This is a genomic window from Pseudomonas sp. NPDC087029 (assembly GCF_044745345.1).
Lineage (GTDB): Bacteria > Pseudomonadota > Gammaproteobacteria > Pseudomonadales > Pseudomonadaceae > Aquipseudomonas > Aquipseudomonas faucium.
On the sequence record NZ_JBIVAB010000001.1, the window covers coordinates 544,616 to 566,732 of the forward strand.

Annotated in this window: 20 protein-coding genes, 1 tRNA gene and 4 pseudogenes; 12 read left to right on the plus strand and 13 right to left on the minus strand. The window is 54.1% G+C overall.

The genetic code is table 11. From position 1 onward, the window contains the following. From ACIPG5_RS02505 to ACIPG5_RS02525, 5 genes and pseudogenes are all read left to right on the plus strand, one after another. Positions 1-2,290, plus strand: a pseudogene (locus ACIPG5_RS02505) (hypothetical protein); the annotation flags it as partial. A gap of 47 nt (positions 2,291-2,337) precedes the next feature. After that, the gene (locus ACIPG5_RS02510) at positions 2,338-3,813 is read left to right on the plus strand and encodes a TolC family protein (RefSeq protein WP_176514257.1); all 1,476 of its coding nucleotides are present in this window, start codon (positions 2,338-2,340) and stop codon (positions 3,811-3,813) included. Between the two features lie 78 nt (positions 3,814-3,891). Beyond that, positions 3,892-3,968 (plus strand) — tRNA-Val (locus ACIPG5_RS02515). Between the two features lie 142 nt (positions 3,969-4,110). After that, entirely contained in the window at positions 4,111-4,683 is a 573-nt protein-coding gene (locus ACIPG5_RS02520; RefSeq protein ID WP_176514259.1) for an SPOR domain-containing protein, read from the plus strand. Positions 4,684-4,770: 87 nt separating this feature from the next. Next, positions 4,771-5,196: a GTP pyrophosphokinase gene (locus ACIPG5_RS02525; RefSeq protein WP_176514261.1), complete on the plus strand. Its 426-nt coding sequence runs from the start codon at positions 4,771-4,773 to the stop codon at positions 5,194-5,196. A gap of 17 nt (positions 5,197-5,213) precedes the next feature. Here ACIPG5_RS02525 and ACIPG5_RS02530 read toward each other — a convergent pair whose 3' ends face one another. The 4 genes and pseudogenes from ACIPG5_RS02530 to ACIPG5_RS02545 form a co-directional block, all read right to left on the minus strand. Further along, positions 5,214-5,906: an endonuclease gene (locus ACIPG5_RS02530; protein ID WP_401373145.1), complete on the minus strand. Its 693-nt coding sequence runs from the start codon at positions 5,904-5,906 to the stop codon at positions 5,214-5,216. A 6-nt stretch (positions 5,907-5,912) separates the two neighbouring features. Further along, a complete protein-coding gene (locus ACIPG5_RS02535) occupies positions 5,913-6,155 on the minus strand; it encodes a DUF1654 domain-containing protein (protein WP_176514264.1) in 243 nt (80 codons plus the stop codon). 110 nt (positions 6,156-6,265) lie between these two features. Next, a pseudogene (locus ACIPG5_RS02540) lies at positions 6,266-7,066 on the minus strand (asparaginase); the annotation flags it as partial. Between the two features lie 861 nt (positions 7,067-7,927). Then, entirely contained in the window at positions 7,928-8,311 is a 384-nt protein-coding gene (locus ACIPG5_RS02545; RefSeq protein WP_401373147.1) for a helix-turn-helix domain-containing protein, read from the minus strand. A 234-nt stretch (positions 8,312-8,545) separates the two neighbouring features. Here ACIPG5_RS02545 and ACIPG5_RS02550 point away from each other — a divergent pair, with 234 nt between their 5' ends. The 4 genes from ACIPG5_RS02550 to ACIPG5_RS02565 all read left to right on the plus strand — a co-directional run bounded on the left by ACIPG5_RS02550 (position 8,546) and on the right by ACIPG5_RS02565 (position 11,720). Beyond that, positions 8,546-8,929: a hypothetical protein gene (locus ACIPG5_RS02550; RefSeq protein ID WP_286110507.1), complete on the plus strand. Its 384-nt coding sequence runs from the start codon at positions 8,546-8,548 to the stop codon at positions 8,927-8,929. A 45-nt stretch (positions 8,930-8,974) separates the two neighbouring features. Next, entirely contained in the window at positions 8,975-9,676 is a 702-nt protein-coding gene (locus ACIPG5_RS02555; protein ID WP_401373150.1) for an antitoxin Xre/MbcA/ParS toxin-binding domain-containing protein, read from the plus strand. Continuing rightward, positions 9,669-10,157 carry a hypothetical protein gene (locus ACIPG5_RS02560; protein WP_401373152.1) on the plus strand — a complete coding sequence of 163 codons (489 nt, stop codon included), beginning with the start codon at positions 9,669-9,671 and terminating at the stop codon, positions 10,155-10,157. The genes ACIPG5_RS02555 and ACIPG5_RS02560 overlap by 8 nt, the downstream gene beginning before the upstream one ends. A gap of 729 nt (positions 10,158-10,886) precedes the next feature. Further along, positions 10,887-11,720, plus strand: a complete 834-nt coding sequence (locus ACIPG5_RS02565) for a hypothetical protein (protein WP_401373154.1) — start codon at positions 10,887-10,889, stop codon at positions 11,718-11,720. 183 nt (positions 11,721-11,903) lie between these two features. Here the strand turns inward: ACIPG5_RS02565 and ACIPG5_RS02570 are convergent, their stop codons facing one another. Further along, positions 11,904-12,695 (minus strand): DUF5677 domain-containing protein, encoded by a 792-nt coding sequence (locus ACIPG5_RS02570; RefSeq protein ID WP_343596560.1) that lies wholly within the window; start codon positions 12,693-12,695, stop codon positions 11,904-11,906. Between the two features lie 297 nt (positions 12,696-12,992). Here ACIPG5_RS02570 and ACIPG5_RS02575 point away from each other — a divergent pair, with 297 nt between their 5' ends. After that, the gene (locus tag ACIPG5_RS02575; protein ID WP_401373156.1) at positions 12,993-13,391 is read left to right on the plus strand and encodes a hypothetical protein; all 399 of its coding nucleotides are present in this window, start codon (positions 12,993-12,995) and stop codon (positions 13,389-13,391) included. A gap of 95 nt (positions 13,392-13,486) precedes the next feature. Here ACIPG5_RS02575 and ACIPG5_RS02580 read toward each other — a convergent pair whose 3' ends face one another. Together ACIPG5_RS02580 and ACIPG5_RS02585 are read right to left on the minus strand one after the other, a co-directional pair. Next, entirely contained in the window at positions 13,487-14,221 is a 735-nt protein-coding gene (locus ACIPG5_RS02580) for a hypothetical protein (protein ID WP_401373158.1), read from the minus strand. Next, positions 14,211-15,839: an RNA-directed DNA polymerase gene (locus ACIPG5_RS02585; protein WP_401373160.1), complete on the minus strand. Its 1,629-nt coding sequence runs from the start codon at positions 15,837-15,839 to the stop codon at positions 14,211-14,213. Before ACIPG5_RS02585 ends, ACIPG5_RS02580 begins: the two co-directional genes overlap by 11 nt. Positions 15,840-16,174: 335 nt before the next feature. On the opposite strand from ACIPG5_RS02585, the gene ACIPG5_RS02590 reads away from it, so the two are divergent. Beyond that, positions 16,175-17,482, plus strand: coding sequence for a hypothetical protein (locus ACIPG5_RS02590; protein ID WP_401373162.1), 1,308 nt, complete (start codon positions 16,175-16,177; stop codon positions 17,480-17,482). Positions 17,483-17,513: 31 nt separating this feature from the next. After that, positions 17,514-17,708, plus strand: a pseudogene (locus ACIPG5_RS02595) (lipoyl synthase); the annotation flags it as partial. 57 nt (positions 17,709-17,765) lie between these two features. On the opposite strand, the gene ACIPG5_RS02600 reads toward ACIPG5_RS02595, so the two are convergent. The 6 genes and pseudogenes from ACIPG5_RS02600 to ACIPG5_RS02625 all read right to left on the minus strand — a co-directional run. Next, on the minus strand, positions 17,766-18,563 hold the full coding sequence (locus ACIPG5_RS02600) for a DUF4435 domain-containing protein (protein WP_343596552.1): 798 nt from the start codon (positions 18,561-18,563) through the stop codon (positions 17,766-17,768). A gap of 41 nt (positions 18,564-18,604) precedes the next feature. Further along, a complete protein-coding gene (locus tag ACIPG5_RS02605; protein ID WP_343596550.1) occupies positions 18,605-19,903 on the minus strand; it encodes an AAA family ATPase in 1,299 nt (432 codons plus the stop codon). Between the two features lie 612 nt (positions 19,904-20,515). Next, on the minus strand, positions 20,516-20,662 hold the full coding sequence (locus ACIPG5_RS02610) for a hypothetical protein (RefSeq protein WP_401373164.1): 147 nt from the start codon (positions 20,660-20,662) through the stop codon (positions 20,516-20,518). A 68-nt stretch (positions 20,663-20,730) separates the two neighbouring features. After that, the gene (locus ACIPG5_RS02615; protein ID WP_343596546.1) at positions 20,731-21,105 is read right to left on the minus strand and encodes a hypothetical protein; all 375 of its coding nucleotides are present in this window, start codon (positions 21,103-21,105) and stop codon (positions 20,731-20,733) included. 1 nt (position 21,106) lies between these two features. Beyond that, a complete protein-coding gene (locus ACIPG5_RS02620; RefSeq protein WP_401373167.1) occupies positions 21,107-21,505 on the minus strand; it encodes a hypothetical protein in 399 nt (132 codons plus the stop codon). Positions 21,506-21,740: 235 nt separating this feature from the next. Continuing rightward, positions 21,741-22,079 (minus strand): annotated as a pseudogene (locus tag ACIPG5_RS02625) (phosphatidylserine decarboxylase); the annotation flags it as partial. Between the last annotated feature and the right edge of the window lie 38 nt (positions 22,080-22,117).

The following is a 22,117-nucleotide window of genomic DNA, read 5'->3' on the forward strand; positions in this document are numbered from 1 at the left end:
CGGTGGCCTGGCCGGGGCCAGCTACAGCATCGACCGGGTAGCGCCGAGCGTCACCCACGTCGATGTGCCGGCCAACGGCAGCTACGTGGCCGGGCAGAACCTGGACTTCACCGTGCACTTCGACGAAGCGGTGCAACTGGACACCAGCGGCGGCACCCCGCGCCTGGAAATCACCCTGGACAATGGCGCCAAGGCCTATGCCAGCTACCTGTCCGGCGCCGGCAGCGCTGCCCTGGTATTCCGCCTGACCGTCACCAGCGGCCAGATGGACAGCAATGGCATCAGCGTCGCCAGCAGTCTCCAGCTCAACGGCGCCACCTTGCGTGACAGTGTCGGCAACGATGCTCTCATTGCACTCAATGGGGTGGGCGACACACGCCAGGTGCTGGTCGATGCCATCGTGCCGCAGGTGTCCAGCGTCGAGCTGCCAGCGCCGGGCGCCTACAACGCGGGTGATGTACTGCGCTTCACGGTCGCAGCCAGCGAGAAGGTCATCGTCGACACCACTACCGGTACGCCGCGCCTGGTCCTGAACATCGGCGGCGTTACCCGCTACGCCGCCTTTGTCTCCGGCAGCGGCAGCGACACCCTGGTGTTCGAGTACACCGTCGAACCCGGCAACAACAGCAACGGTGTCACCCTGGGCGCCAACCTCGAGCTCAATGGCGGCACCTTGCGCGATGCCGCGGGCAACGACATGGCGTTGGCTCTGGGTTTGCCCGCAGGCGACAGCGGCATCGTCATCGATACCGTAGCGCCCCGGGCCAGCCTGATCGCCAATGTCGACGTGACCCCGACCAATGCTGGCGCCGTGCGCTACACCGTGACCTTCGACGAGGGCGTCAGCGGCGTCGATGCTGCGGACTTCAGCCTGGTGTTCAGCGGGTCGGCCAGTGGCCGTATTGCCTCGGTGGTGCAGCTTGACGGGCGCACCTACAGCGTCCTCGTCGACAACCTGTCAGGCGCCGGCGACGTGCGCCTGGACCTCAATGCCAGCGGCACCGGCATCGTCGATGTGGCGGGCAACCCGCTTGCCGGCGGCCTGCAGGGCAGCAGCTACAGCATCGACCGCACCGCGCCTGCGGTCACCAGCGTCACGGTGCCGGCCAATGGCACCTATGTGGCCGGGCAGGTGCTGGATTTCACCGTCAACACCGATGAAGCGGTGCTGGTGGACAGTGGCGATGGCAACCCTCGGCTGGCCATCACCCTGGACAATGGCCGGGTGGTGTATGCCGACTACCTGTCCGGCTCGGGCGGTACTGCCCTGGTGTTCCGCCTCGCCGTCACCAGCGGCATGTCCGGCAACAGCACCTTTGCCGTGGGCGCGGCCATCGACCTCAATGGCGGCACCCTGCGCGATGCGCGCGGCAACGACGCCAACACCAGCCTCAACCAGGTCGGCGACACCGCCGCCATTCAGGTCGACGCCCAGGCGCCACGGCCGAGCAGCATCGTGGTCGATGGCCCGGTGCTGCCAACCGATCGCACCTTGAGTTTCACCCTCCGCTTCGACGAGGCGGTCAGTGGTGTGGACGCCGGCGATTTCTCGGTGCAGGGCACCGGCAGTGCCAGCGCCGTGGTGCAGTCGGTGCAGCGGATCGATGCACAGACGTACCGCGTGGTGGTCGGCGACCTGCGCGGGCAGGGGAGCCTGGCCTTGAGCCTGAACGCCCTGGGCAGCGGTATTCAGGACCAGGCCGGCAACCTGTTGGCGGCATCCCTGCTGGGGCAGGCCCAGGCCATCGCCACCCAGGATGTCGGCGACCTGCAGTACCGGCTCGACCCGCCGGCAACTGGTGGTGTCGCGCAGATCCAGCCATTGGGCCTGCAGTCGCCCGCTGTACCAACGGCCGACAGCGTTTCGCCATTGGCAGCGCCAGCCTTGTTCGAAGTGCGCACGGTGGGCGGCGATTTGCAGCCACTGGGCACCATCTTCCTTGGCCAGGCCGGCAGCGCGCCAAGCTTCATCGCCCAGGTGTTCGCCAGCAGCGCTGCCGGCATCGGCGGGCAGGGCGGCTTCCTAGGCTTTGGCGGCGGCGATGGCGGTGTGTTCGCCAGCAGCACCTTTGCCACCCTCTTCAGCCGCGAGGTGCCAGGTGTCAGCGAGATGAACGTGTTCAACGGCAGCCAGTGGCGCCAGAGCGAACTCAACCAAGGGCTGCGCGGGGTGTTCGGTGCGCCGACGCTCGGCCAGCAACTGCAACGGATAAACGACGCCGACCAGCGCCAGGTGCGCGAAATGGCCCAGGCGTTGGCTCAGCCGACACAGATCGGTACTTCGGCATGACTCTCAGCACACACTTACGCGATCAGGCCGCAGGGGGCGGCGCAAGGATGAAGAAAAGCCAGAAACTGTTCGGTGCCAGCTTGCTGGCGCTGGCCATCAGCGGTTGTGCTGTCACCAGCCAGCCCATCGACCGCAGCGCCAGCGAGCAACGCGCCCGCACCGACCTGGCCAGCATGTTCAAGGACCAGGAACCGCTCAACGGCCCATTGACCCTGCACCAGGCCATGGCCCGTGCGGTGAAGTACAACCTCGAGGCGCGCCTGAAGGTGATGGAGGAGGCCCTGTCCAAGCGGCAGGTGGAGCTGGCGCAGTTCGACATGCTGCCGCGCATGGCCGTGGAAGCCGGCTATGCCGGGCGTGACAACGTCAGCGCCTCCAGCAGCCAGAGCGTGCGCACCGGTACCCAGTCTCTGGAACCGTCGACCTCCCAGGACCGCGACCGCGATGTGGCCGACCTGACCATGGTGTGGAACGTGCTGGACTTCGGTGTCAGCTATGTCAGCGCCAAGCAGCAGGCCGACCAACGCCTGATTCTTGAAGAGCGCAAGCGCAAGGTCATCCATACCATCACCCAGGATGTGCGCTCTGCCTATTGGCGGGCGGTGGCGGCGCAGCGCTTGCTGACCCGCATCGACAACCTCATGGTGCGCATCCACCAGGCCCGCGACAACAGCCAGCGCATGGCCACCGAGCGGGTCGGCGACCCGGTGCAGTCACTGAGCTACCAGCGTGCGCTGATCGAGGCCACGCGCCAGCTGGAAGAGCAGCGCCGCGCGCTGTCGCTGGCCAAGACAGAACTGGCGGCGTTGATCAACCTGCCGCTGAACACCGACTTCAACCTGGCCCCGGAGGAGGGCTATGTGGTGCCCGAATTCAAGGGCAACCTCGCCGAGCTCGAACAGCAGGCCCTGGCCAGCCGGCCCGAACTGCGCGAGCAGGACTACCAGGCGCGCATCAGCGCGGCAGAAACCCGCAAGGCCATGCTGCGCCTGTTGCCGGGGCTGGAGTTTTCTGCTGGCGGGCACTACGACAGCAACTCGTTCCTGGTCAACCAGAGCTGGGCCGACTATGGCGTGAAGGTGACCTGGAACCTGTTCAACGTGCTGTCCGGGCCTGCGGCGATCAAGGTGGCCGAGGCGGGCGAAGAAGTGGCGGCGGCCCGTCGCCAGGCGATGTCGATGGCGGTGCTGGCCCAGCTGTACGTGGCCAACGCCAACTACAACGAGGCGGTGCGCCAGTTCCGTACCAGTGAAGAGCTGGCCGAACTCGACGGGCAGATCGCCGAGCAACTGCGCAACCGCTACCAGACCCAGAACATTGGCGAGTTGGAGCTGATCCAGGGCGAGCTGAACAACCTGCAGACGCAGCTCAAGCGCGACCTGTCCTACGCCGAGGTACGCAACGCTTACGCGCAGTTGTATGTGAGCGCCGGCACCGACCTGCTACCGGACAGCTTGCCAGACCGCAACCTGCAGACCATTGCCTCGGCCTTGCAGGCCAGCGAAGCCAACTGGAACCGTTGAGGCCGCAAAGTTTTTGATTTTTTTGAAAAAAACGCTTTACAGGTAAGGGCTTGGTGTCTAATATGCGCCCCACACGACAGGCACATAGCTCAGTTGGTTAGAGCACCACCTTGACATGGTGGGGGTCGTTGGTTCGAGTCCAATTGTGCCTACCAAACATCAGAAGGGGCGATCCGCAAGGGTCGCCCTTTTTGCATGCGCGCGAAAAAGCTCTGTTGCAAGGTGTAACGTATGGTCGCGGTCCGGGCCGGGGGTCGCCATGCTAGAATCCGCGCCTTCGAATCTGGAGGTACACGCGTGCGCAAACTGGCAGTGGTAATGGCAGTGCTGGCCCTGGCGGGCTGTGAAAACGAGGTGGAAGGCGTGCACAAGCAGGTCGCCGAGCACCTGAACAACCCCAAGACCGCCAAGTTCGGCAACGTGCGAATCGACACCAAGGGCACCATCTGCGGCCAGGTGCGCGGCAAGGACGATGCCGGGCAGTACGAAGCCTACCGCAGCTACGTAGCCATCAAGGGTGCCGATGGCCAGTACCAGATCATCGTCGACGACACCGGCAACAACCTGCGCATCCGCGAGATGTGCGGCGGCGCCGACCTGCAGCGCCGCGCCGAAGCCCTGGCCGACCAGCCGGCACCAGAAGGCTGGGACGTGGAAGTGATCCAGGGCGCGAACATGGGCGCACTGAGCGACATGACCGCGCGCCTGATCGAGAAGGGCATCCCGTCTTCGGTCGAATACCGTGAAGGCAAGCCGGTGGTGCTGATGGGGCCGTTCCCGAGCCGTGAAGAGGCCGAGGCGCGCAAGGCCGAGGTCATGGCCAAGCTCGGCACCGACTCGGTGGTGATCCAGCACGGCGCCCAACGCTGACGCCAAAAGCTCGGCGCAGGCGCCCTGTCATCTGCCTTCCAGGCCGGCTATGCTTGCCTTGGGAGATGGCTGAACGGGGAGGGGCTCATGTCTACACTGGAGCGGGCCATCGTTGTGGCCGCCAGAGCGCATGAAGGGCAATACGACAAGGGTGGGGCGGCGTATATCCTCCACCCCTTGCGGGTGATGATGCGGGTGTCCACGCCCGAGCAACGCATCGTCGCCGTGCTGCACGATGTCATCGAAGACACTTCGCTTACACTGTCCGACCTTGCGCGCGAGGGCTTCGCGCTGAAGATTCTCGCCGCCTTGCTGGCCCTGAGCCGGCGCCAGGGCGAGAGCTACGAGGATTTCGTGGTGCGGCTGGGCGTCGACCCGCTGGCCCGCACCGTGAAGCTGGCAGACCTTGCAGACAACAGCGACCTCTCGCGCATCGCCTGCCCCGGCCCTGCCGACCTGGCGCGCCTGGCCCGCTACCGCGAAGCCAGCGCCTACCTGCAGACACTGCCCTGAACCCATCGCCCTGAACCTCAGCCGCAGGCCTTGAGGTTCACCGGCCCGACAAAGTCGTTGCCGCGGCCCATCACGCAGGCCACCTGCTGGTTGCGCTGGCGTTCCCAGGCTTGTGGCGGGTAGGTCTTGTTCCAGGCCTCGAACAGTTGCCGGTCCTGTTTCGACAAGCGCAGGTTGTACTGCTTGCTCATGTAGAAATAGGTGCGCGCGATCATGCCGCGGATCGAGGGGCGCGGCATGACCTTCTTGGTCTTGAAGTCGACCTGGGTCAGGCAGAGGCCATACTGGCCCTGCTGCTGAGGCAGCCAGCCGAAACTGAAATTGCTACGGTCGCCGTTGACCTCGCCGATGCTCGGCACCAGGTTGTGCAGGTCGGCCTCGGCACGCTTGTACACTTCGTCGCGGCGCGAGCAAAGCTTGCGCCCGCCTTCTTGCCAGCATTGGCGCTGATGGCCGATCTGCCACGCCGGCACGATGTGTTCCCATTCGATGCGCGAGGCGCGCTGGGCATTCTTGCGCGGTGCATAGCCGCAGGAGGCCAGGTCGACCTTGTTGCCCTTGTACTTGCAGCCGCAGTAGAACTCCGTCGATTGCGGCGCGTACAGCTTCCAGGCGACCTTCTTGGCCTCCTGGAAGGTGCGCGGCGCATCGGCATGGGCAAGCGGGGTGGCAAGCAACAGGCAGGTCGCGGCGAAAAGCGAAACTCTCATGCGCGATCAGTCTTCCTTCGGCACCGTCCAGAAAATCTGCACGCCGCCATCGTCGCGGTGGGCGAGGGTGACGTTGTCGTTTTCGGCGATTTCCTCGAGCAAGGTTTCCCAATCGTCCGGCGACTCGTGGTCCAGGCGGAAGATCAGGGCGGCGCGGCTGCGCTGGGCGATGGGGCTGTTGATGATCTTCTGGATGCGCACACCCAGTTGTTCATAGCTGCTCGGCGTTGCGGAGGCGGTACTGGCCACGGGGCTTTTCCTTGTTTTTGCTGTATGCGCATACAGTATTTCACTGTAGTCTTTTTCGCAACAGCCTGTCAGGTGAAAAGCCCCGCGGCACTGGGGTGCTGCTTGCGTTATCAGTATTCCCAGAAGATGCGCTGCAGCTCCTTGCTGTCCTGGGTCTTGGTCATTGCCACCATCGCCAGGATGCGGGCCTTCTGAGGGTTCAGGTCGTGGGCCACGACCCAGTCGTTCTTGTCGTCGGGCTGCTCGGCGTTACGCAGCACGAAACCGCCCTGGTTGACGTGGGACGAACGAATGATCTGCACGCCGTTCTTGCGCAGCTCCTGCAGGGCCGGCACCACCCGCGACGACACCGAGCCATTGCCGGTGCCGGCATGGATCAGCGCCTTGGCGCCGTTCTGTGCCAGGGCCTTGTAGGCCGTGTCGGTGACGTTGCCATAGCTGTAGGCGATGTCCACCTGGGGCAGGCTGCTGATCTGCTTGATGTCGAACTCGGAGTTGACCGTGTGGCGCTTGGCCGGCAGGCGGAACCAGTACGACTTGCCTTCCACTACCATGCCCAGCGGGCCCCAGGCGCTCTTGAAGGCTTCGGTCTTGATGTTGATCGACTTGCTCACGTCACGCCCGGACTGGATCTCGTCGTTCATGGTCACCAGCACGCCCTTGCCGCGCGAGTCCTTGTTGCTGGCCACGGCCACGGCGTTGTACAGGTTCAGCATGCCGTCGGCGGACATGGCGGTGCCGGGGCGCATGGAACCGACCACGACGATCGGCTTGTCGGTCTTTTCCACGAGGTTCAAAAAGTAGGCGGTTTCTTCCAGGGTGTCGGTGCCGTGGGTGATGACGATGCCATCGACGTCATTGCTGTCGGCCAGCTCGGCCACGCGCTTGCCCAGCTTGAGCAGGTCGTCGTTTACAGGTGTGTCACATCGAGCGGACGTAATCGAGCTTTCCACTAAGGACGGACATGACTTATCAGCGTTCCGCCTTTGAGGCTTTCTACCTAGACGGGTTCCACGCTTGTGCTCTGGCCTTCTCCAGGTGGAGACAATCATCATGGCTAGAGCTGAAAGGGAGAGGAAGGTCGAAATCCGTATGGTGCTTTTGAATTCCTATCGGAAAAATGTCAGTCGAGTTTTGCAGGTATTTGCCTAGAGTGAGAATTATAGTGTTGCCGCATTCATGGTTATTGGGCCTGGTGTGGCATGGCTGATAATATGGAGTATTTATAATGAGCATGTTTGCATTTCGAGCTGAATGCATTGGTGATGTGTGTGAGTTTTTAAAGGTGCTGGGTGAAAAGGTTAATATTGAATGCTGCCAAATTTCTCAAGATCCAATTTTCCCGACGTTGAAGTGACCATTAAAGTTGATGTCTCGGTCTCAGATCTGAAGAGAGTCGCTCTTCAAGTGGAAGATTGTCACGTGATTAAAGAGTCTTTGCGAATCGAGGATGTAGCGGAGTATTAAAGGATTTACTGGGAGCGTGCTAGATTTCTTCTGAATGAAGGGAAGCGACCTTCTTTGCCTCTGTTCGGGACGTCGATTGGTCAGTTGCCGGCGCGTGTGGAAAGTTGGTTGGCATAGAGCTAATTATTGGGCGTGTAGCGCATGCAGCCGTAGTGGCTGCATTCGGTGTGTTCGATATGCGAACCTTTGAATGGTTGCTGATTTTATTCTGAGCTTTACTAGATTATTGAGTCGTGATTCTGGCTTGCAGGGCCTTAGTGCAAGCTTTGACCGTGGTAATCTACCATGTAGTTACATTCTTATCTTCACGAAACCTGATCCGCATCCGCATCCGCATCCGCATCCGCATCCGCATCCGCATCCGCATCCGGAGCCGCAAATCCTGCAGTGGGCCACATCTCTAAATTCGACAGATCCATTTTGATTCTGAGCATGAGGTCGAACGGATCTGCTGCGTCTCTGGCTTGGTAGGCAAGCATAAGGAGGGTGAGCGGGTGAACGCCAAGCTCACAAGCAATCTCGTCAACCTTACCTATCGTTGGCTGTTTGGTCCCATTCTCCAGAGCTGTGAGGTACCCGTAGCTTGACACGCGTAATCCTAGATCGCGTCGAGCCAGATCCAGTCGAAGTCGGGTTTTGCTCAGAGCTAAACCGAAAGCCTTGGCTAGCTGCTCGTCTTCAGGGGTCATGCTGAATGGATCCGCAAAACCCAGTATATAGCCAGATTGCCAAAATCTTTGCGACACCCCTATAGGTTACCTTAAAATTTTGCATTTGATATTTGCTGTGGTAGCCTCTCGAAACCGCATATGTTTTACTGCGCCAGAGCGTATCGCTCCTGTCGGTATGCGTATTTAAATATCTGTAAACTATAAATAGTGTCAATGTCATTTACCTCTAACGACGAGGCGGTAGGAGGCTGCATGGATTTTGATGTGGAGCACGAATTGCTCACCCGTTTTCCTTCTCTGTTTGGTTTCAATGAGGGTGTTCCTGATGATGCCGTCTGGGGTATCGAGTGCGGCAATGGATGGAAGTCGCTAATTACCTCCATGTGCTACGCACTACAAAATCGAGCCAATCATACTGGGCGTCCTATCACCTTCAATTACATCAAACAGAAAATGGGTATTCTTCAGTGCACGCTCACTGGCTTTGATGAGTACACCCGAGGGGCAGTAGATGTTGCGTTCTGGATGTCCTATGTGACTTGTGAGATTTGTGGCGGGCAAGGTCGTATTGCGCCGGATAGGCAGGGATGGGTTCGAGTTCTATGCCCTGCCTGTAGATCAGCCAATCCAGGTTGATAAAATACTGCATGTCGAAGTCAATAAATTCGGGAGAATACGTCTATGTTTTATACGCATCCAGCGCTTGAGCAATCTAGCATGGGGGCTGCCCCTGGCAGTGTTACCCAGGCGTGGAAGATTGTTACGCGAATCTCTATGACAGAATGGTTCTGGATTACACATCTGCAAGTGAATGAAAACGCTAGCTGTCCTGAGCCGAGAATGGTGCAAATCGATGATGGAAATGAATTTCAACGATTTGTTAACACCGCATGGTCGAATACTAGTATCGGTGAAATCTACTTGATGAGCCCTGTGAAAACCTCAGACGGAAGCCGAGTTCTGACATGGCGATGCGAATTGTTGCTGGAGATGAAGCGCTTTTCTCCTGGTGATGATGGGAGCGTACGATACTCCTATATGACCGAGTTTGGGTCACGGTTTTCAGAGTTTCCCGATGGAGGATGGGCCGAAGATGAAGGAGAGCTGGTGTATCAGCATCCAGACATCTACAGAAAATCACAACTGATCCCCGAGCGTCAGGCGGCGCGAAACGTTCGCTACGCAAAGCAGGCAATCAACTGGGCCTGCGAGCTTTTCTCTGGAGATCTCCGAGCCGCTGCGCAGTGGCTTCACAACCCTTTGCCCGAACTGGGGAATCGTGCTCCGTGTGACATGGCTACCGCCGATGATGAGCGCTTGCTTGAGGGCGTCGTTAGCCGTCTTGAGCAATCGATGGCTGATCAGGGTGTCGTCCATGTTTGAGTGTCCAAATCTCCTGATGCCCAATAGGCCTGACCTTGTACAGAAGGTCAGAGAGTATCTCGATCAGTTCGACCCGCCCCATAAGATTGTTTACCTAAGATCTTTGGTTTCAAGCCCGAGACTGTCGGACCACTTCGTCCGCAATCTGGATTCGAGTGGCCTGGTCCTTGTCGCGGACAGCTTTCTTTCAGAGCACACAATGCTTGGCGATCACCCTCAGCGCAGCTATGGAGTATCGCAAGAGGCTTGGGCGGAGATGAAAGACAAGGTTGAAGTGGTCGATGAATTCCACTTCATGGACACTACCGTGAGCAGAGTCCAGGTCTGGCCTTTCGATCCGTCTACGTTGGATCTAGAGGCTATGAAAATTGCAGTGGCGCTCTCGATTACTGATTTGGAGATGGACTATGAACCGCGGATCTGTGGCGCAGTGAGGGATCTGCTGATCGATTACGAGATCGAACCATATTCTGGAGCCTAGGGTTCCACAAGGAATGCGCATACCGCTTGCTGCGGAAGGGCCCAGTGGGTGTGCTGTTGTCAGTTCGGTGCAGCGTGCCGGATGGACGACCCATCGAGCGTTGATAGTAGTCAGAAACGGCTTGGAAAAGCTCTTCAGCCTCACTCTTGTACTGCTGGATGACGTTGGCCGGCGCGCCTGCATCTACCGCTTCCTGATAGATCCTCAGCGCATCCAATGCCTGCTTCATCAGTGGGTCGTCGGGGCCTAGCGGCGCAACAAACGCTTTCATCCATTAGCCTCAGCATTACATTTCCTATAGGCAGGGTGAAGGGTAGCTTGAATGAGCACGAATACGAGGGAGTACATTTGTACTCTGTTCGTCTGTAGGCCCTGTAACATGGGGTTTATAGGCTTTTATAGACGATTATAGAGTGATTATAGAGTGATTATAGATTCAGGCATCTGCCTGCTGAGGACTGCCATATGTAGCAATCGTCTGGCGAACCCACCTTTCGAACTCCAGCATAAGGCTGATGGTGCACTTATGCACCAACTGGCACGCACGCCATATCTGAGCAGCGCCTAGACATCCCGAAAATGAGCGTGGTAGCTTTGTCGTCCACTGATCTCCCCCTGGATCAAACGGTCGGCTCGTGAAGGCTTAGCCACAGGGTGCAGCACTTTATTCTCTCGCACGCATCTCGATGAGTCAGCGGGCAGCCGACACCCTGACGAGCGGAGATTTGCATGCGCATCCCAGTCCATCCCGACGACCTGATCCGAAACCGTGGCTTCAAGAGCTTGGCCAAGCAGTTGCGCAAGCGGTTGCATGGGCCATCCAGGGTCTCCTTGTCCTTTGCGAAGGACATCCTCGCAAAAGGATTCGGCTACGAGAGCTTTTACGATCTCGAGCAGACAGCCAAAGAAGGTTCTCCTGCACAAGCGACGATGACCGAGAATGAGGCCAAGTCAGCGATTTTCAACGCGATCACCTCACACTTGGTGCTGGGAAATACGACCGCTAAGCAAGATCAGCTGAGGCAACTGTTGGATTCGTTTGCTCTGGCGTCTCTGGTGGCGTTCAAGCAACCCTGCGTAGTCTCAATCGGCCCCAGATTGCTTTCTTTAGAGATTGTTCAGACCCTGAGAAAAGTGGCCAATCTTTCCGGAACTCCCAGGGAGCAGGCGCTGTTGGCGTGTATTCAGGCAGGCTTGCGCTCCTCAGAGTTCAAGACACTGCGATGGGTTGGTAATCAGGCTGTTTTCCAGAAGCTAAAGACACGTGGCGATGAATTCATTCCTCTACCAGAAAGCTGCCAAGACGCGATCGCCGGGTATGCGCGGGCCAGTAAGATCTCCGAAGGTGACCTGATCTTCCACTCTCACGGGGATAAAAAGTGTCCTATGCCACCGACAACATTGACCAGAATGCTGACCGTCCTGGCCCACAAAGCAGATATGAAGCTCCAGCCTGTAACGGTTAGCCAGATTCGACAAACCATGATAATGAATGGCATTGCCGAGATGACAGGACATCGTTCATGTACCACCACGTCGGATTACATTTCCAAGGAGGGGTAGATCACGCCGACATTCAACTGAAAAGAGCTGGCGCGCGTGGAGAAGAATCCATCTATCAGTGAACTGACTGCCCTGGCTTGCCGGCCTTGTGCATCTGGTAGTCGCTGACGGTTTGATCCATCCAACTGATCCCTATGCGGACCCTCAAGCAGGTCACCCTCAAGGCAAGCCAGGGGTTTAGCTTTACACCAATAATGGGGCAGGGGTTTTGTCGAAACGGTCGACCACCTCGTGTATCTGGGCGGCGAATTGCTCAAGGCCGAGGAGATCAGCCACACCTACCGCTACGGGGATCACACCGTATAGGCAGTAATACAGAGAGGCGGCTACCTCCTCTGGCGCGCCTGCGCCGACCTTATAGTTCCAGTATTTTCGATCTTCATGAGGTTCTATGTAGTGATCCAGAGATGAGGCGGAAACGTGCCCGGCGTTGTCAGACAGAACCTGATAAACGAAGTAAGAGCCCTCCAGAGGTCCAAGCGCCGCTAGCGCCTTTGGACTGATGATGCTGAGCGATTTTTCGAGCTGAGCTATCGCCGCCTGGAGGGTCTTTCGCGCCTTAGGGTCCGTGCTTTGAGAGAGAAGAGTTTGGTATCGATTCCGCCGACTCTTCAAATGGTCGTCCCGTAGCATCTGCATGAACGTGCCCTTGTCGCCGTCCATTGCAGAAACAGCGAGGCTGACTTCAATCACTGATCGGGCCATAGAGCGGCACTCGACAAACATGCCGCGCTCAGCCATCAGCAGTGCTCCTTGATAAAAGCCGGCTGCACGCATAAGCAGCCGTACCAAAACGGCTTCCTCACTCATAGAGCTAGTATGCACGGTATTCACCGCATCCTGAGCAATCGCCATGATGAGGTGGTTTACGTCTCTGGCGAAACTGAAAAGCTCATCGTTTGCTTGCAAAATGGCAGGTACAGCGTCTTCAACGTCAGTGCTGAGAAAGCCAGCTTTTGGGAGAGACCATTCCATGAGTTCACCTGGCGATTGATGGCTATTGCTAATCCTACCTTGAAACCCACAGTTCGCTACATCTCTGCCAAATAAATTATAGAATTTGGGTGGCTGGAGTCACCATTAATGGCTGACATATCTGTGAGGTCGACGTGTCATGGTTATAGGCTGAGTAATTGGTTGAGCGATATGTTATTTGATGTAAATGTAATTGACGGTAGCGATTGAGTAGGGCTGCTTTATTTAAATGTTCTTGACCGGTGCTGATTTGTATGAATTAATTGGATGGTTTTTTAATTGTTAGTCGAGGCGTATATGTGGAGTTCTGACCAATTTGATCATTCGCTTATTCAAGTGAGTGTAGGTGAGCTTGATGGAGTAGCAGAGGGAGATGCAGAAGGGCTTCTCGCTTGTGGGACGTCTTGTGTTACTGAGAATTACGAGCGCAAAGGAGAGATGGCGTTTTTCAAGTGTGAAATATTTGCGCGCGAAGGAGGGCCAGGTTTCAGGGTGGAAAAGACAGTAGTTGTGACAGAAGGAGATTGGGATGGCGAGGTTATTTGGAGTCAAAAGGAGGAGTTTTTTCTGACTTCGAGCTTTGAACCAGCTATGGCTGGTTTGATCCTAGACGAGCTGAGTAGGCGTACCGTTAACGAATATGGGCGTCGTATCCATGCTCATGAGAACGGTGTTGCTTATGAGTCTCGCGCTTAGTGTGAATTCGCTCAGCGTGGTCAGTGATATACTCAGATTTTGCTGAGCTCGCATGAAGGTACCTGTGTTAGTTGGCATTTATGCCGTTCCTTGAGTTAGATTTTCTCTATATTAGTTAGGGTAGCAGCAAACGCCTGAAGAATTTCTGCTTTGCTTCGACCGTTGCCGGTGATTTGGATAAACTCATCAAAATCAATTCTCACAAGCTTGCCTGTTCTTGGGTTAATCAAGGCACATAACTTCCATTCGTCCTTCCCTGTTTCGATGGCAGCTGCGTAGCTCAAGAGCCAATACATTGCAATTTGTCTGTAGTCCGCGGCAGAAAAGTTTCCGGAAATACATTTAACTTCAATCAACGTAGAGCCCGCAAAAAAATCTCCAACTCCTGAAGCAATCCAGCGAAAGCCGGGTATAAAGGGCGCAGCACCATAGCTGGATCCGTTAGCTACGTGCTTGACCATGATCAGTAAGTTCTCAGCTACGCGTAGTGCGATGCGCTGATCATTATCAGAAATTTCCGATGCTAATGGGCTCAGGGCATCGAAAAACCTGCTTTGTCTATCGGTGGCTGTCGCTACACACTCTCCCCAAGTAGGATTGTTACCAAGTACGCGCTGCTCGCCTACTGCGAAGGCCAGTTCGAACAAGAAGGAATTTTGTAGTTTGCTTGCCTGTACTGCTTCAGGAGGTACTGCTATGACAGAGCAGTTGGTCGCCGACTTGTTATAAAAAGAGACTATGCCAGGAGTCAGTCCTGGGAAAATAGCGTTCAAGATGCCAGGAATATTTCGGGCAATCGTTCTAGGGTCACGGCCGGCCTTAGTCTTCATCACACCAGCTCCTGTACAGATTGGCGAATGATGGACATCCTTGACGCTCAATGCCGAGCCTCCACGAATGATCCAAGCTAGGTCCAACCTGGCGCCGCAGGCCTTCTCCTTGATCTCCGAAGGAGTCAGCTGCTAACCACATCAAACGCTGGCATTCAGGGTTGATCTCGTTCCATCGGCTTGCTACAGCACTGAAAGCTGAGCGGTCCTTCCACTGACGCCAGCACTCAATGCAAGCTCGTTTGATGGTATTGGATGAACTAGAATTGTGGATTTTCTGAATAAATGCGGCCCTGGCAGGAGTCTGGGCGAATTTCAGTACTCGAAGGTAGTGGAGTAGACTGGCTTCAGCTTGTAACAAATGAACGGACTGGGTGGCGACTCTATCTATAGCTGCATCTAGGCCGGCGTGAATTTCTTTATATCCGGCGCTCGCCCTGAGGTTAGTCACGCCTCTCATTATAGTCGCCCAAGATGCTCGGAATGCGTGCAGGTTGCTAGCTTCCAGTAACGTAGAAGCGAGCTGAAGTGCTAGTACAGGACTGTGAAATGTTAAGGTTCTGCCGATCTGAGTTATCAAGAAATTGTCAGGGAGAGACTTTTGTAATTCATTGCCAAGCAATTTTTGAATGTCCAGCTTTTCGACGGTGTTTTTCAGCGACTCATAATCCTCTTCAGGGTTGTCTGAGTAGGGGTCATAGTGCAAGTCGACGTGTCGCAAGATTCCAGCATTGGTATCGTCTCCGCCAAGCTGGCTAGTAACGAACTCTTGATAATGCTTGGCCGTCATCATTATGGTTTTTGATTTATTTAATGTTATTCCATAATCAGCAAGGGTGTGTGATAGAAATGCAAGTCCTGCGTAAGCGGCGGAATTAGATTCCGCAATCAATACGTAGTCATCTACATAGCGATACCACTGTAGACCGTCCTGAGTCATGCGGTGATCTACAGAGTTCAAGAAAAGCTCAGCCAAAATTCGCGAGCACTGACCGCCGACTGGTAGACCGAATGAGCGTCCCGCCGAGAATTTCGATAAAAGGGCTGTGACCTGATTACCTACTTTTTTATCCGGGAACAAGTCGTCGATTAGGTTTTCTAAGTAATGGTGTGAGATATGTTCATAGAAGCTCGAAATGTCGGTTTGGACTACTACCGTTCCTTTAGGGGCGAGCGCAGCCGCTTTCGATGTGGACTCCCTGAATAATCTCCAGGATGAACTACGGTCGAATAGATCGGAGCCACCCTCTGCCTGGAACCTGTAGGAGAAAGCTCGCTTGTCGCGTATCGGCTCAAGCTGATCAGCGATAGCTACTCCGAGCCCGTTGAAATATATGCTCCAGAACGGGTGAAGTTTTGTAGTGACCCTGAAGCCAGATGCACCCGTTGCTACCAAGAGGCGTTCGCTGAATACCGTAATGGCTGTGATCTTTTTTTTGTTGTTGGCTTCACTGTCTTTCCGCAATTCTTCCGAAAAGCTAAATGCGGCCTGGGCTAGCTCATGTTGTCTTGCTGAAACGAAATTCGTATCCACATCGAATGGCAGGGTGTCGTTGTCTCCGTGCGCTCCGATGTCGGCTGCTGCGCGCAGAAAATGCTGCAGTGTGACCTCAGCCATGTCCTTTTCTCCAAGCAACTATCCTGTGATCGGGCTGAGCGTGCCGACCCTCATTCGCATCGATCATCTCAGCACGCGCCTTCCTTGTCGATAGACCTTCAAAGCCACAGGAATGCGGTCGAATGCCCCCTCAGCGCTCAGGATGGTGACTCTAAGATGGAGGCTTTCCAGCCTGCTCAACGAGGAGTTGAGCCTCGCTTGCTCAAATTATCCCAGCAATCATCATTGACCTCATCCGGAGGAACGAACGTCGCGCTGGGCGTATCAGTTTGCCATCACCCGGGGCGTGCTTTATTTTGTCGACCTCTACTCCTCGGCCCCATAAGGAATGTGATTTGCCAACCCCATCTGTATTCGCGTCGATTCGCCAACTCCCCATTGGTCAAGGAGGTTTCCTAGTAGGTGAGGTCACCGACCGGCACAGCGAAGCCTTCACCTACGCTTTCGATTGCGGCTCGATTAACCGCGAACACTTCGAACAAGGTTTGTCATTGTGCTCGTACGAAAAGATCGATGTGCTGTTCGTGTCCCACCTTGATCTCGACCACATCAGCGGAATCGAGGCACTAGCGGCCCAAGTTCAGATTAATACGGTGATCTTGCCCTGCCTAGACGCATTGCATCTCACATTGATTGCGTTAGAAGCAATGAACGCTGGGGGGCTCCGCCTGTCTGTTCGTTCGTTCCTGCAAGATCCCGCAGGTTGGTTCGCTGACCGTGGTGTCAAACAGATATTGCATATCCCACGAGGGGACTCCGCAGTTGAGGCTGAGCCATTCAACCCCGATGATTCAAGCGGCGACGACATAGTTGCAGGCAGCGAGGAAGAAGGAAGCCTTGGACCGTATACCATCAGGTCGAAGGGATCAGGGCAGCCAAAAACCGTCCGTGCGGGGGCTGCACAAGAGAGAGTGCTTGGCGAGGAAACGTCGATTACTGTTGACATAGGGCAAGCAGTTGGCTCGCCGTGCTGGTTGCTGGTTCCTTATGTGCATCCATTTCCTGAGGCCGATCTTTCGGAGTTCCGCACCCTCGCAGGAAAGCTATTACCTGCTAATTTTTCAGATAGGGCTATAGCCTCCAAATCCTTTACTACCAAATTGATAAAGTTGCTGGCAGATGAGAGTGATCGGAAGACGCTGAAGCGGTGTTATAAAGTGTTGTCAGGCAATCATAACAAAATATCTATGAGTCTTTATGCTGGGCCACATTCCTCATCTGAAGAAGAAATGGAAATTCGTAGGAGCGATTGGAGCTTTCCGTGGACTGCAATTGCAGCTCGCCATCAACTATTAGTTTCCCGTAACCACTATCGAAAAGTTCGTGGAGGGGCATGGCTATGTACGGGGGATGCTGACTTAAATGTCCTGGAAACACGATCGCAGTGGCTCAGACGTTATAGGTATCTGATTCCCCGCGTTGAGGTTTTCGTACTACCTCATCACGGAAGCAACAATAGCATTCATGACGAGGTAATTGATCACCTTAAAGACGTCGTGATGCTTGCCTGTGCTGCTACAGGTCGTTCCAAGCATCCCCACCCGCTGTTGTTGGGACGATTGGGGGCGGCTGGGAGCGGCGTTTGGCAGGTGTCTGAGGATCCAGAGAGCACCTTTGCTATGCATGTTGAATTCAACGGTTAATGAAGTAGAAAGGCCCCAGAGTCAGTGAGTTAGGAGAGTTTTGGCACTAGCAATCATTGAGCCGCAGCCTCCGGATGTATTTAATCACAACCTGAAAACCGTGCCCGGACTGTGCAAAGATACACGTCCGGGATCGTGCTTCGAGTGGCCTCTGGACTTACTAGAGAACTTCAAGGGTCCCGTCTCTAAGCTCCTGGCCAAGTTCGGCCTAATGCTGGGCCTGGGCGCGCAAATATTTACCCAATTCGTATAAGCAGCTAAGCATCAGTAGTTTCCAGCTGTTCTAGTTTGCTCTGCATGGATAGTCTAGCCCGTTCTGTTCATGCCATAATTTCGAGGATCTATAGATTTCAGTCTTTAAATAATCTTCATGGCTGAACGACTGTCGCAGTATTGGTTCGATTTGCGCAGCACACACTCCTTTAGATGGGCCTAAAACAGAAAGCAGTCCACCGCAGAGAATATCCACTGCGTCGTGGCCGCGTACGTAGTGCCAAGGTGGGGCGTCCGGCAAATTTCTGATAACCGCTTTGAGATCTTCGACGGTAGCGCAAACCCCAAGCTGAACTGCACGAGCTAGAGCCGCCTCTTCATCGTAAATCCAGTTATTTCTAAAAAACTGAATAGGTTTGAATTCTTTCAACTTTATCTTTGCTGTGAGGCTGTTTGCCGCGCGAATCTTTCCAAATATCATCGCGCGTGATAGAACTGCATCGACCACTGAGCCATTCAGTTTCTTAAACTGAGCAACAGCATTTGCATTGCCATACTCGGCCAGAATATTTTCAATGCAATTGGCGCGAAGAAGAACCCCTTCAAGATCTCTTGGTTCAGTTGATATTATGTTGTCGGGAAGAACGTATCCGGTCAGCCAGTCATAATCGTTGTCGACGATTCCCATGGCTCGGATATTCTGAAGGGCTTTGCTAGAGTTGATCCGTTTGATGACCTCAATGAGCTTATACTTACCATTGCACTCGATAAGAGATGTGTCGCCTGAGATTCTAGGCTTAAAAAATTTTATGTCGGTGACGCCTTCTAAAAGCCAAAATATGGATTTCGGCTCTGCTGCCATTGTCATGTTGATTTCTGAAATAATGTCTCCGACTTCTCTCGAACATATCATTCGCCGCGATCCCCATCATCTAGCGCCTGCATGATTTCATAATGATCGCCTACGATGAATGGCGAATGTGTAGCAACCAATGCGTCGAAACCGACAATATTTGACATGTATTTGAGATCTTCTATGAAAGTTTTTTGCCATGCGACATGAAGGGAGATCTCAGGCTCGTCTATCAATAATAGGGTGTTTGCTGGAGTTTTAAATAATAGTTCGTAGGTGATAACGATTTCGTGCTGTTCACCGGACGAAAGCGCGTCTATGGGTATCGGATTACCATGAGATGTATCGATTACAACCAAGCCTTCATCTTTGCGGATTGCTAGCTTTTTGTTTATAAATTTGTTTTCAATTAACTTTAGAAGCGCTGAGCATCGAATTGCTAATTCGTTGAATGCATCCAGTTTCTTTTCGCTATCTTGAACAAATAAGCTTATTGCTTCAAGCTTCGCGTCAGAAAGTGCATCGATGTCAGACGGAAGTACTGGTCCCTCGAAAGCCGCCAAAAGACCAATGGCGCTGAGTTGAGCTTGCCGTCCTTCAAATCGTTTAAGGCGCTCTTTGACTTCCGGCGCGCTGTATCGTGTTTGGCTTTCCATGATCAAGCGGTGTGGGAACGTTTGATCTAGTTCCTGGGCTCGTTTCGCGTAGTCAGCATTTACTACTTTTATTTGTTTGACCATGTCTGCAACGCAATCTAAAACTTTTGCGCTGTTTTTCGAGTCGACGGTGATGCCTGATAAGCGATGAGTGTCGATTATTTTGACGTTAAACGAGTTCCGAACACTATCAAAAAAGGCTGTGTTGTTTTTCTTTTTTTTCTTTGAGCCTGGAAGGTATTCTGCAATTACATCGTGCGCCTCAACCAGAGTTCCATCTCGGATATCACGCCATAGACCCTTTCTGAGTTTCGTTAGCCACGGTTTACCTTCTGCAACGCTCTCTGAAAATTCGAGCATTTTCGTATCAAGGCCCTGAGCATGTTCAATCGACCCGTCGGGTCTCCGGAAGGTGATGTCAACAGGTCCATGAAAACTTGGTCTGGTATCTTCAGTTATCCGGCTTGGTCTTTGGGCGGATATTATTAGTCCGTTATCCATTTCGATTCGGCAAAGACGAAATGGAACTCTTGATAAGGCTTCTAGATCCCAATCAAAAATAAATTTTAAGCATTTGAGTACGGCCGTTTTGCCGACTCCGTTTGCGCCATGAATAATTGTGAGGCCATCGTTATCTAAGTAAATTCGATGGTTGTAAATTCCGTAAAGCTTTGAAAGGTAAATCTCTTTAACGCGCATGAATCACCGTTTTTTCAGTCCCTTGAGGGTGATGATTGCATATTGCCACACGTGTTGGAAGAGAGTCTCTCTCAAATTTTCTGCTAGCTGGTGGAGCTGAATGGTACTGGGCGGTTCAAGGGCGAGTTGGTAGGGGCACACGGTCCGTTAGTAGCGCCATATGCAGTCTAGGGCTAGGCAACACTTGTGGTCGCCTGAAGCCATCGAGACCGAACTCGACACAGTGTTTTTCCTCAAGAGGAGAGGGTAGAGGCAGATATGCCCTTGCTCAAACAGACTGTATTCCGTGCAGATGGTACCTTCCCCGTGTTGTGACCTCACTAAAGGGGGATTGAGTATCTTTCCAACATGGCTGAACAAGGGAAAAACATGGATTGTAGTCATCGTTTCTGGAAAATTTCCGAGCGGTCCGAAGGGCGGCTATGAGTCGGATTTTGCCACCTACCACTAATGGTTATGTGTCGATACCTATCAGGCACGTGTGGGCGAGCTGGTCTTCACATTTGCCGTAGTGATAGAAATAGCGGCGTTTCTGCTTGGGAATCACGGCGCGACCTCGCAGAGTTTCCTCGGCCGAGTTGGCCATCGACATCTACCTGGCTGCGGTAGTTCTCAGGTGCCGCCGGATAGCGTGACGCTGGCAGTAGGCGTTGCTTTTCCGCGCTTGTGTACGAAGTTGACCGCACCGGCCGGGGTACCGGCACCTTGCATCATGCCGGCGGCACCGCCCAACCGTTCGACTTGTTCGTAGAGGGCCATTGCTAAGCTATTCGCCTGAGCGAAAGGAGAGGGCTAGTTAATAAAAGCCCTCTACCAAAAAAATAAAATTAGTGAATTATTCCAAAAGTTTTCATTGAACTTTTCAGTAATTTTGACATGTACGTTGTACTGCCTCTCTTAGATCTTTGCGATAAGGCTTTATAAACTTCATTTCGCTTTTCTGGAGGTAATTCGTTCATGGCGCTTGATATCATTGCGAAATAAATATCGTGGTGTGTTTGAACTTCGTGTTTGATGTCTTCATCCGTTTCGGCGTCTGTCAGGTGCTTCAAAAGAAATGAGTCTTGCATTAACTTAGAATGGAGTTCTTGCTGCAGTTCACGTTCAATTTGTACTCTAGACTTAGTCGCCTTAAAAGATATAAAGGCTGCGACCAAGGATACGATAGCACCTAAAATCGCTGTTATTTCTGGGAAGTCCATATCACACCTCTTCCTTGCTAAAATCCCAAAATGGGATGCAGTCTACTACGTGGCGATTGTATCGTTCAAAAATGTGGATTAAAAAAACGAAGAATATACTAAGACCAGAATAAAACTTCACATCGTTGAGCTGGGGCGTTGGACTTGCACTGACCACACCAAAAACAACTGAAAATATAATGCTGATAGTGATGCAGAATCCAAGCATCGCTTTGTTGCGGGAAGATAAGCCAATAGCTATTGAATACATAGAGGCGGTAATAGCAGCCGTAGATTCAGTTGGGGAGCCCTTCATCCATGCTTCAATTAGCAATGGTAGTAAAGGGAGCAGCATGTGCAGCAAAACACATGTGAAGAGGTCGCCCCATTCATCCGGTAGTGCCGGTATACGTCTGGCCAATCTTCAGTCCTTTATATGTAATTTCGATATGATAGTGCGTGCCAGCCTCATATCTTCTCGAACTCATGCAAGGCTCTCAAGCTCCATGGCCTACGCCTGCAACGTATCTCTGGCGGCCAAATGATATCATTCAAATAACAGGTTTAAAATAGCACGGAAGACGCGGGTCGTTAACAAATGAGCGTTTCTGGCCGATTTCTGCCGTTCGTGAATGTCAGCTATGGGTGAGTAGAAGTCATTCATGACCGACAGCTTTAACCCTACAGTTTGATGCAATTCGGGCGCCCATGTGCACCGAGCTGCCGGCTTGGAGCCGAAGGTCCCAGGTCACATTATTTGCCGCAAACAATACGATGGCTGTGGAGCCTAGTTTGAACTGTGCAAATTCCTGACCCTTATCAAGGCTGATGTCCTGAGCAAAGTAACTGCAACTGGTAACCTTCCGCCCTGGCGGGTTCACGATTCCAGCCCAGCTCGTCTCGATCGAGGCCACGATCATGGCACCTACAAGCACCACCACCATGGGTCCGAACTCGGTGCTGAATAGGCATACGACGCGCTCGTTACGGGCGAATGGGTGTATCTACCCGACCACAATAGCAATACGGACAC

What these genes read in the sequence shown, in the direction of transcription:
- ACIPG5_RS02510 (WP_176514257.1), top strand. Translation starts at nt 2,338, where the DNA reads ATGAAGAAAAGCCAGAAACTGTTCGGTGCCAGCTTGCTGGCGCTGGCC.
- ACIPG5_RS02525 (WP_176514261.1), top strand. Translation starts at nt 4,771, where the DNA reads ATGTCTACACTGGAGCGGGCCATCGTTGTGGCCGCCAGAGCGCATGAA.
- ACIPG5_RS02530 (WP_401373145.1), bottom strand. Translation starts at nt 5,906, where the DNA reads ATGAGAGTTTCGCTTTTCGCCGCGACCTGCCTGTTGCTTGCCACCCCG.
- ACIPG5_RS02545 (WP_401373147.1), bottom strand. Translation starts at nt 8,311, where the DNA reads ATGACCCCTGAAGACGAGCAGCTAGCCAAGGCTTTCGGTTTAGCTCTG.
- ACIPG5_RS02550 (WP_286110507.1), top strand. Translation starts at nt 8,546, where the DNA reads ATGGATTTTGATGTGGAGCACGAATTGCTCACCCGTTTTCCTTCTCTG.
- ACIPG5_RS02555 (WP_401373150.1), top strand. Translation starts at nt 8,975, where the DNA reads ATGTTTTATACGCATCCAGCGCTTGAGCAATCTAGCATGGGGGCTGCC.
- ACIPG5_RS02560 (WP_401373152.1), top strand. Translation starts at nt 9,669, where the DNA reads ATGTTTGAGTGTCCAAATCTCCTGATGCCCAATAGGCCTGACCTTGTA.
- ACIPG5_RS02565 (WP_401373154.1), top strand. Translation starts at nt 10,887, where the DNA reads ATGCGCATCCCAGTCCATCCCGACGACCTGATCCGAAACCGTGGCTTC.
- ACIPG5_RS02570 (WP_343596560.1), bottom strand. Translation starts at nt 12,695, where the DNA reads ATGGAATGGTCTCTCCCAAAAGCTGGCTTTCTCAGCACTGACGTTGAA.
- ACIPG5_RS02575 (WP_401373156.1), top strand. Translation starts at nt 12,993, where the DNA reads ATGTGGAGTTCTGACCAATTTGATCATTCGCTTATTCAAGTGAGTGTA.
- ACIPG5_RS02580 (WP_401373158.1), bottom strand. Translation starts at nt 14,221, where the DNA reads ATGAAGACTAAGGCCGGCCGTGACCCTAGAACGATTGCCCGAAATATT.
- ACIPG5_RS02585 (WP_401373160.1), bottom strand. Translation starts at nt 15,839, where the DNA reads ATGGCTGAGGTCACACTGCAGCATTTTCTGCGCGCAGCAGCCGACATC.
- ACIPG5_RS02600 (WP_343596552.1), bottom strand. Translation starts at nt 18,563, where the DNA reads ATGACAATGGCAGCAGAGCCGAAATCCATATTTTGGCTTTTAGAAGGC.
- ACIPG5_RS02605 (WP_343596550.1), bottom strand. Translation starts at nt 19,903, where the DNA reads ATGCGCGTTAAAGAGATTTACCTTTCAAAGCTTTACGGAATTTACAAC.
- ACIPG5_RS02610 (WP_401373164.1), bottom strand. Translation starts at nt 20,662, where the DNA reads ATGGCCCTCTACGAACAAGTCGAACGGTTGGGCGGTGCCGCCGGCATG.
- ACIPG5_RS02615 (WP_343596546.1), bottom strand. Translation starts at nt 21,105, where the DNA reads ATGGACTTCCCAGAAATAACAGCGATTTTAGGTGCTATCGTATCCTTG.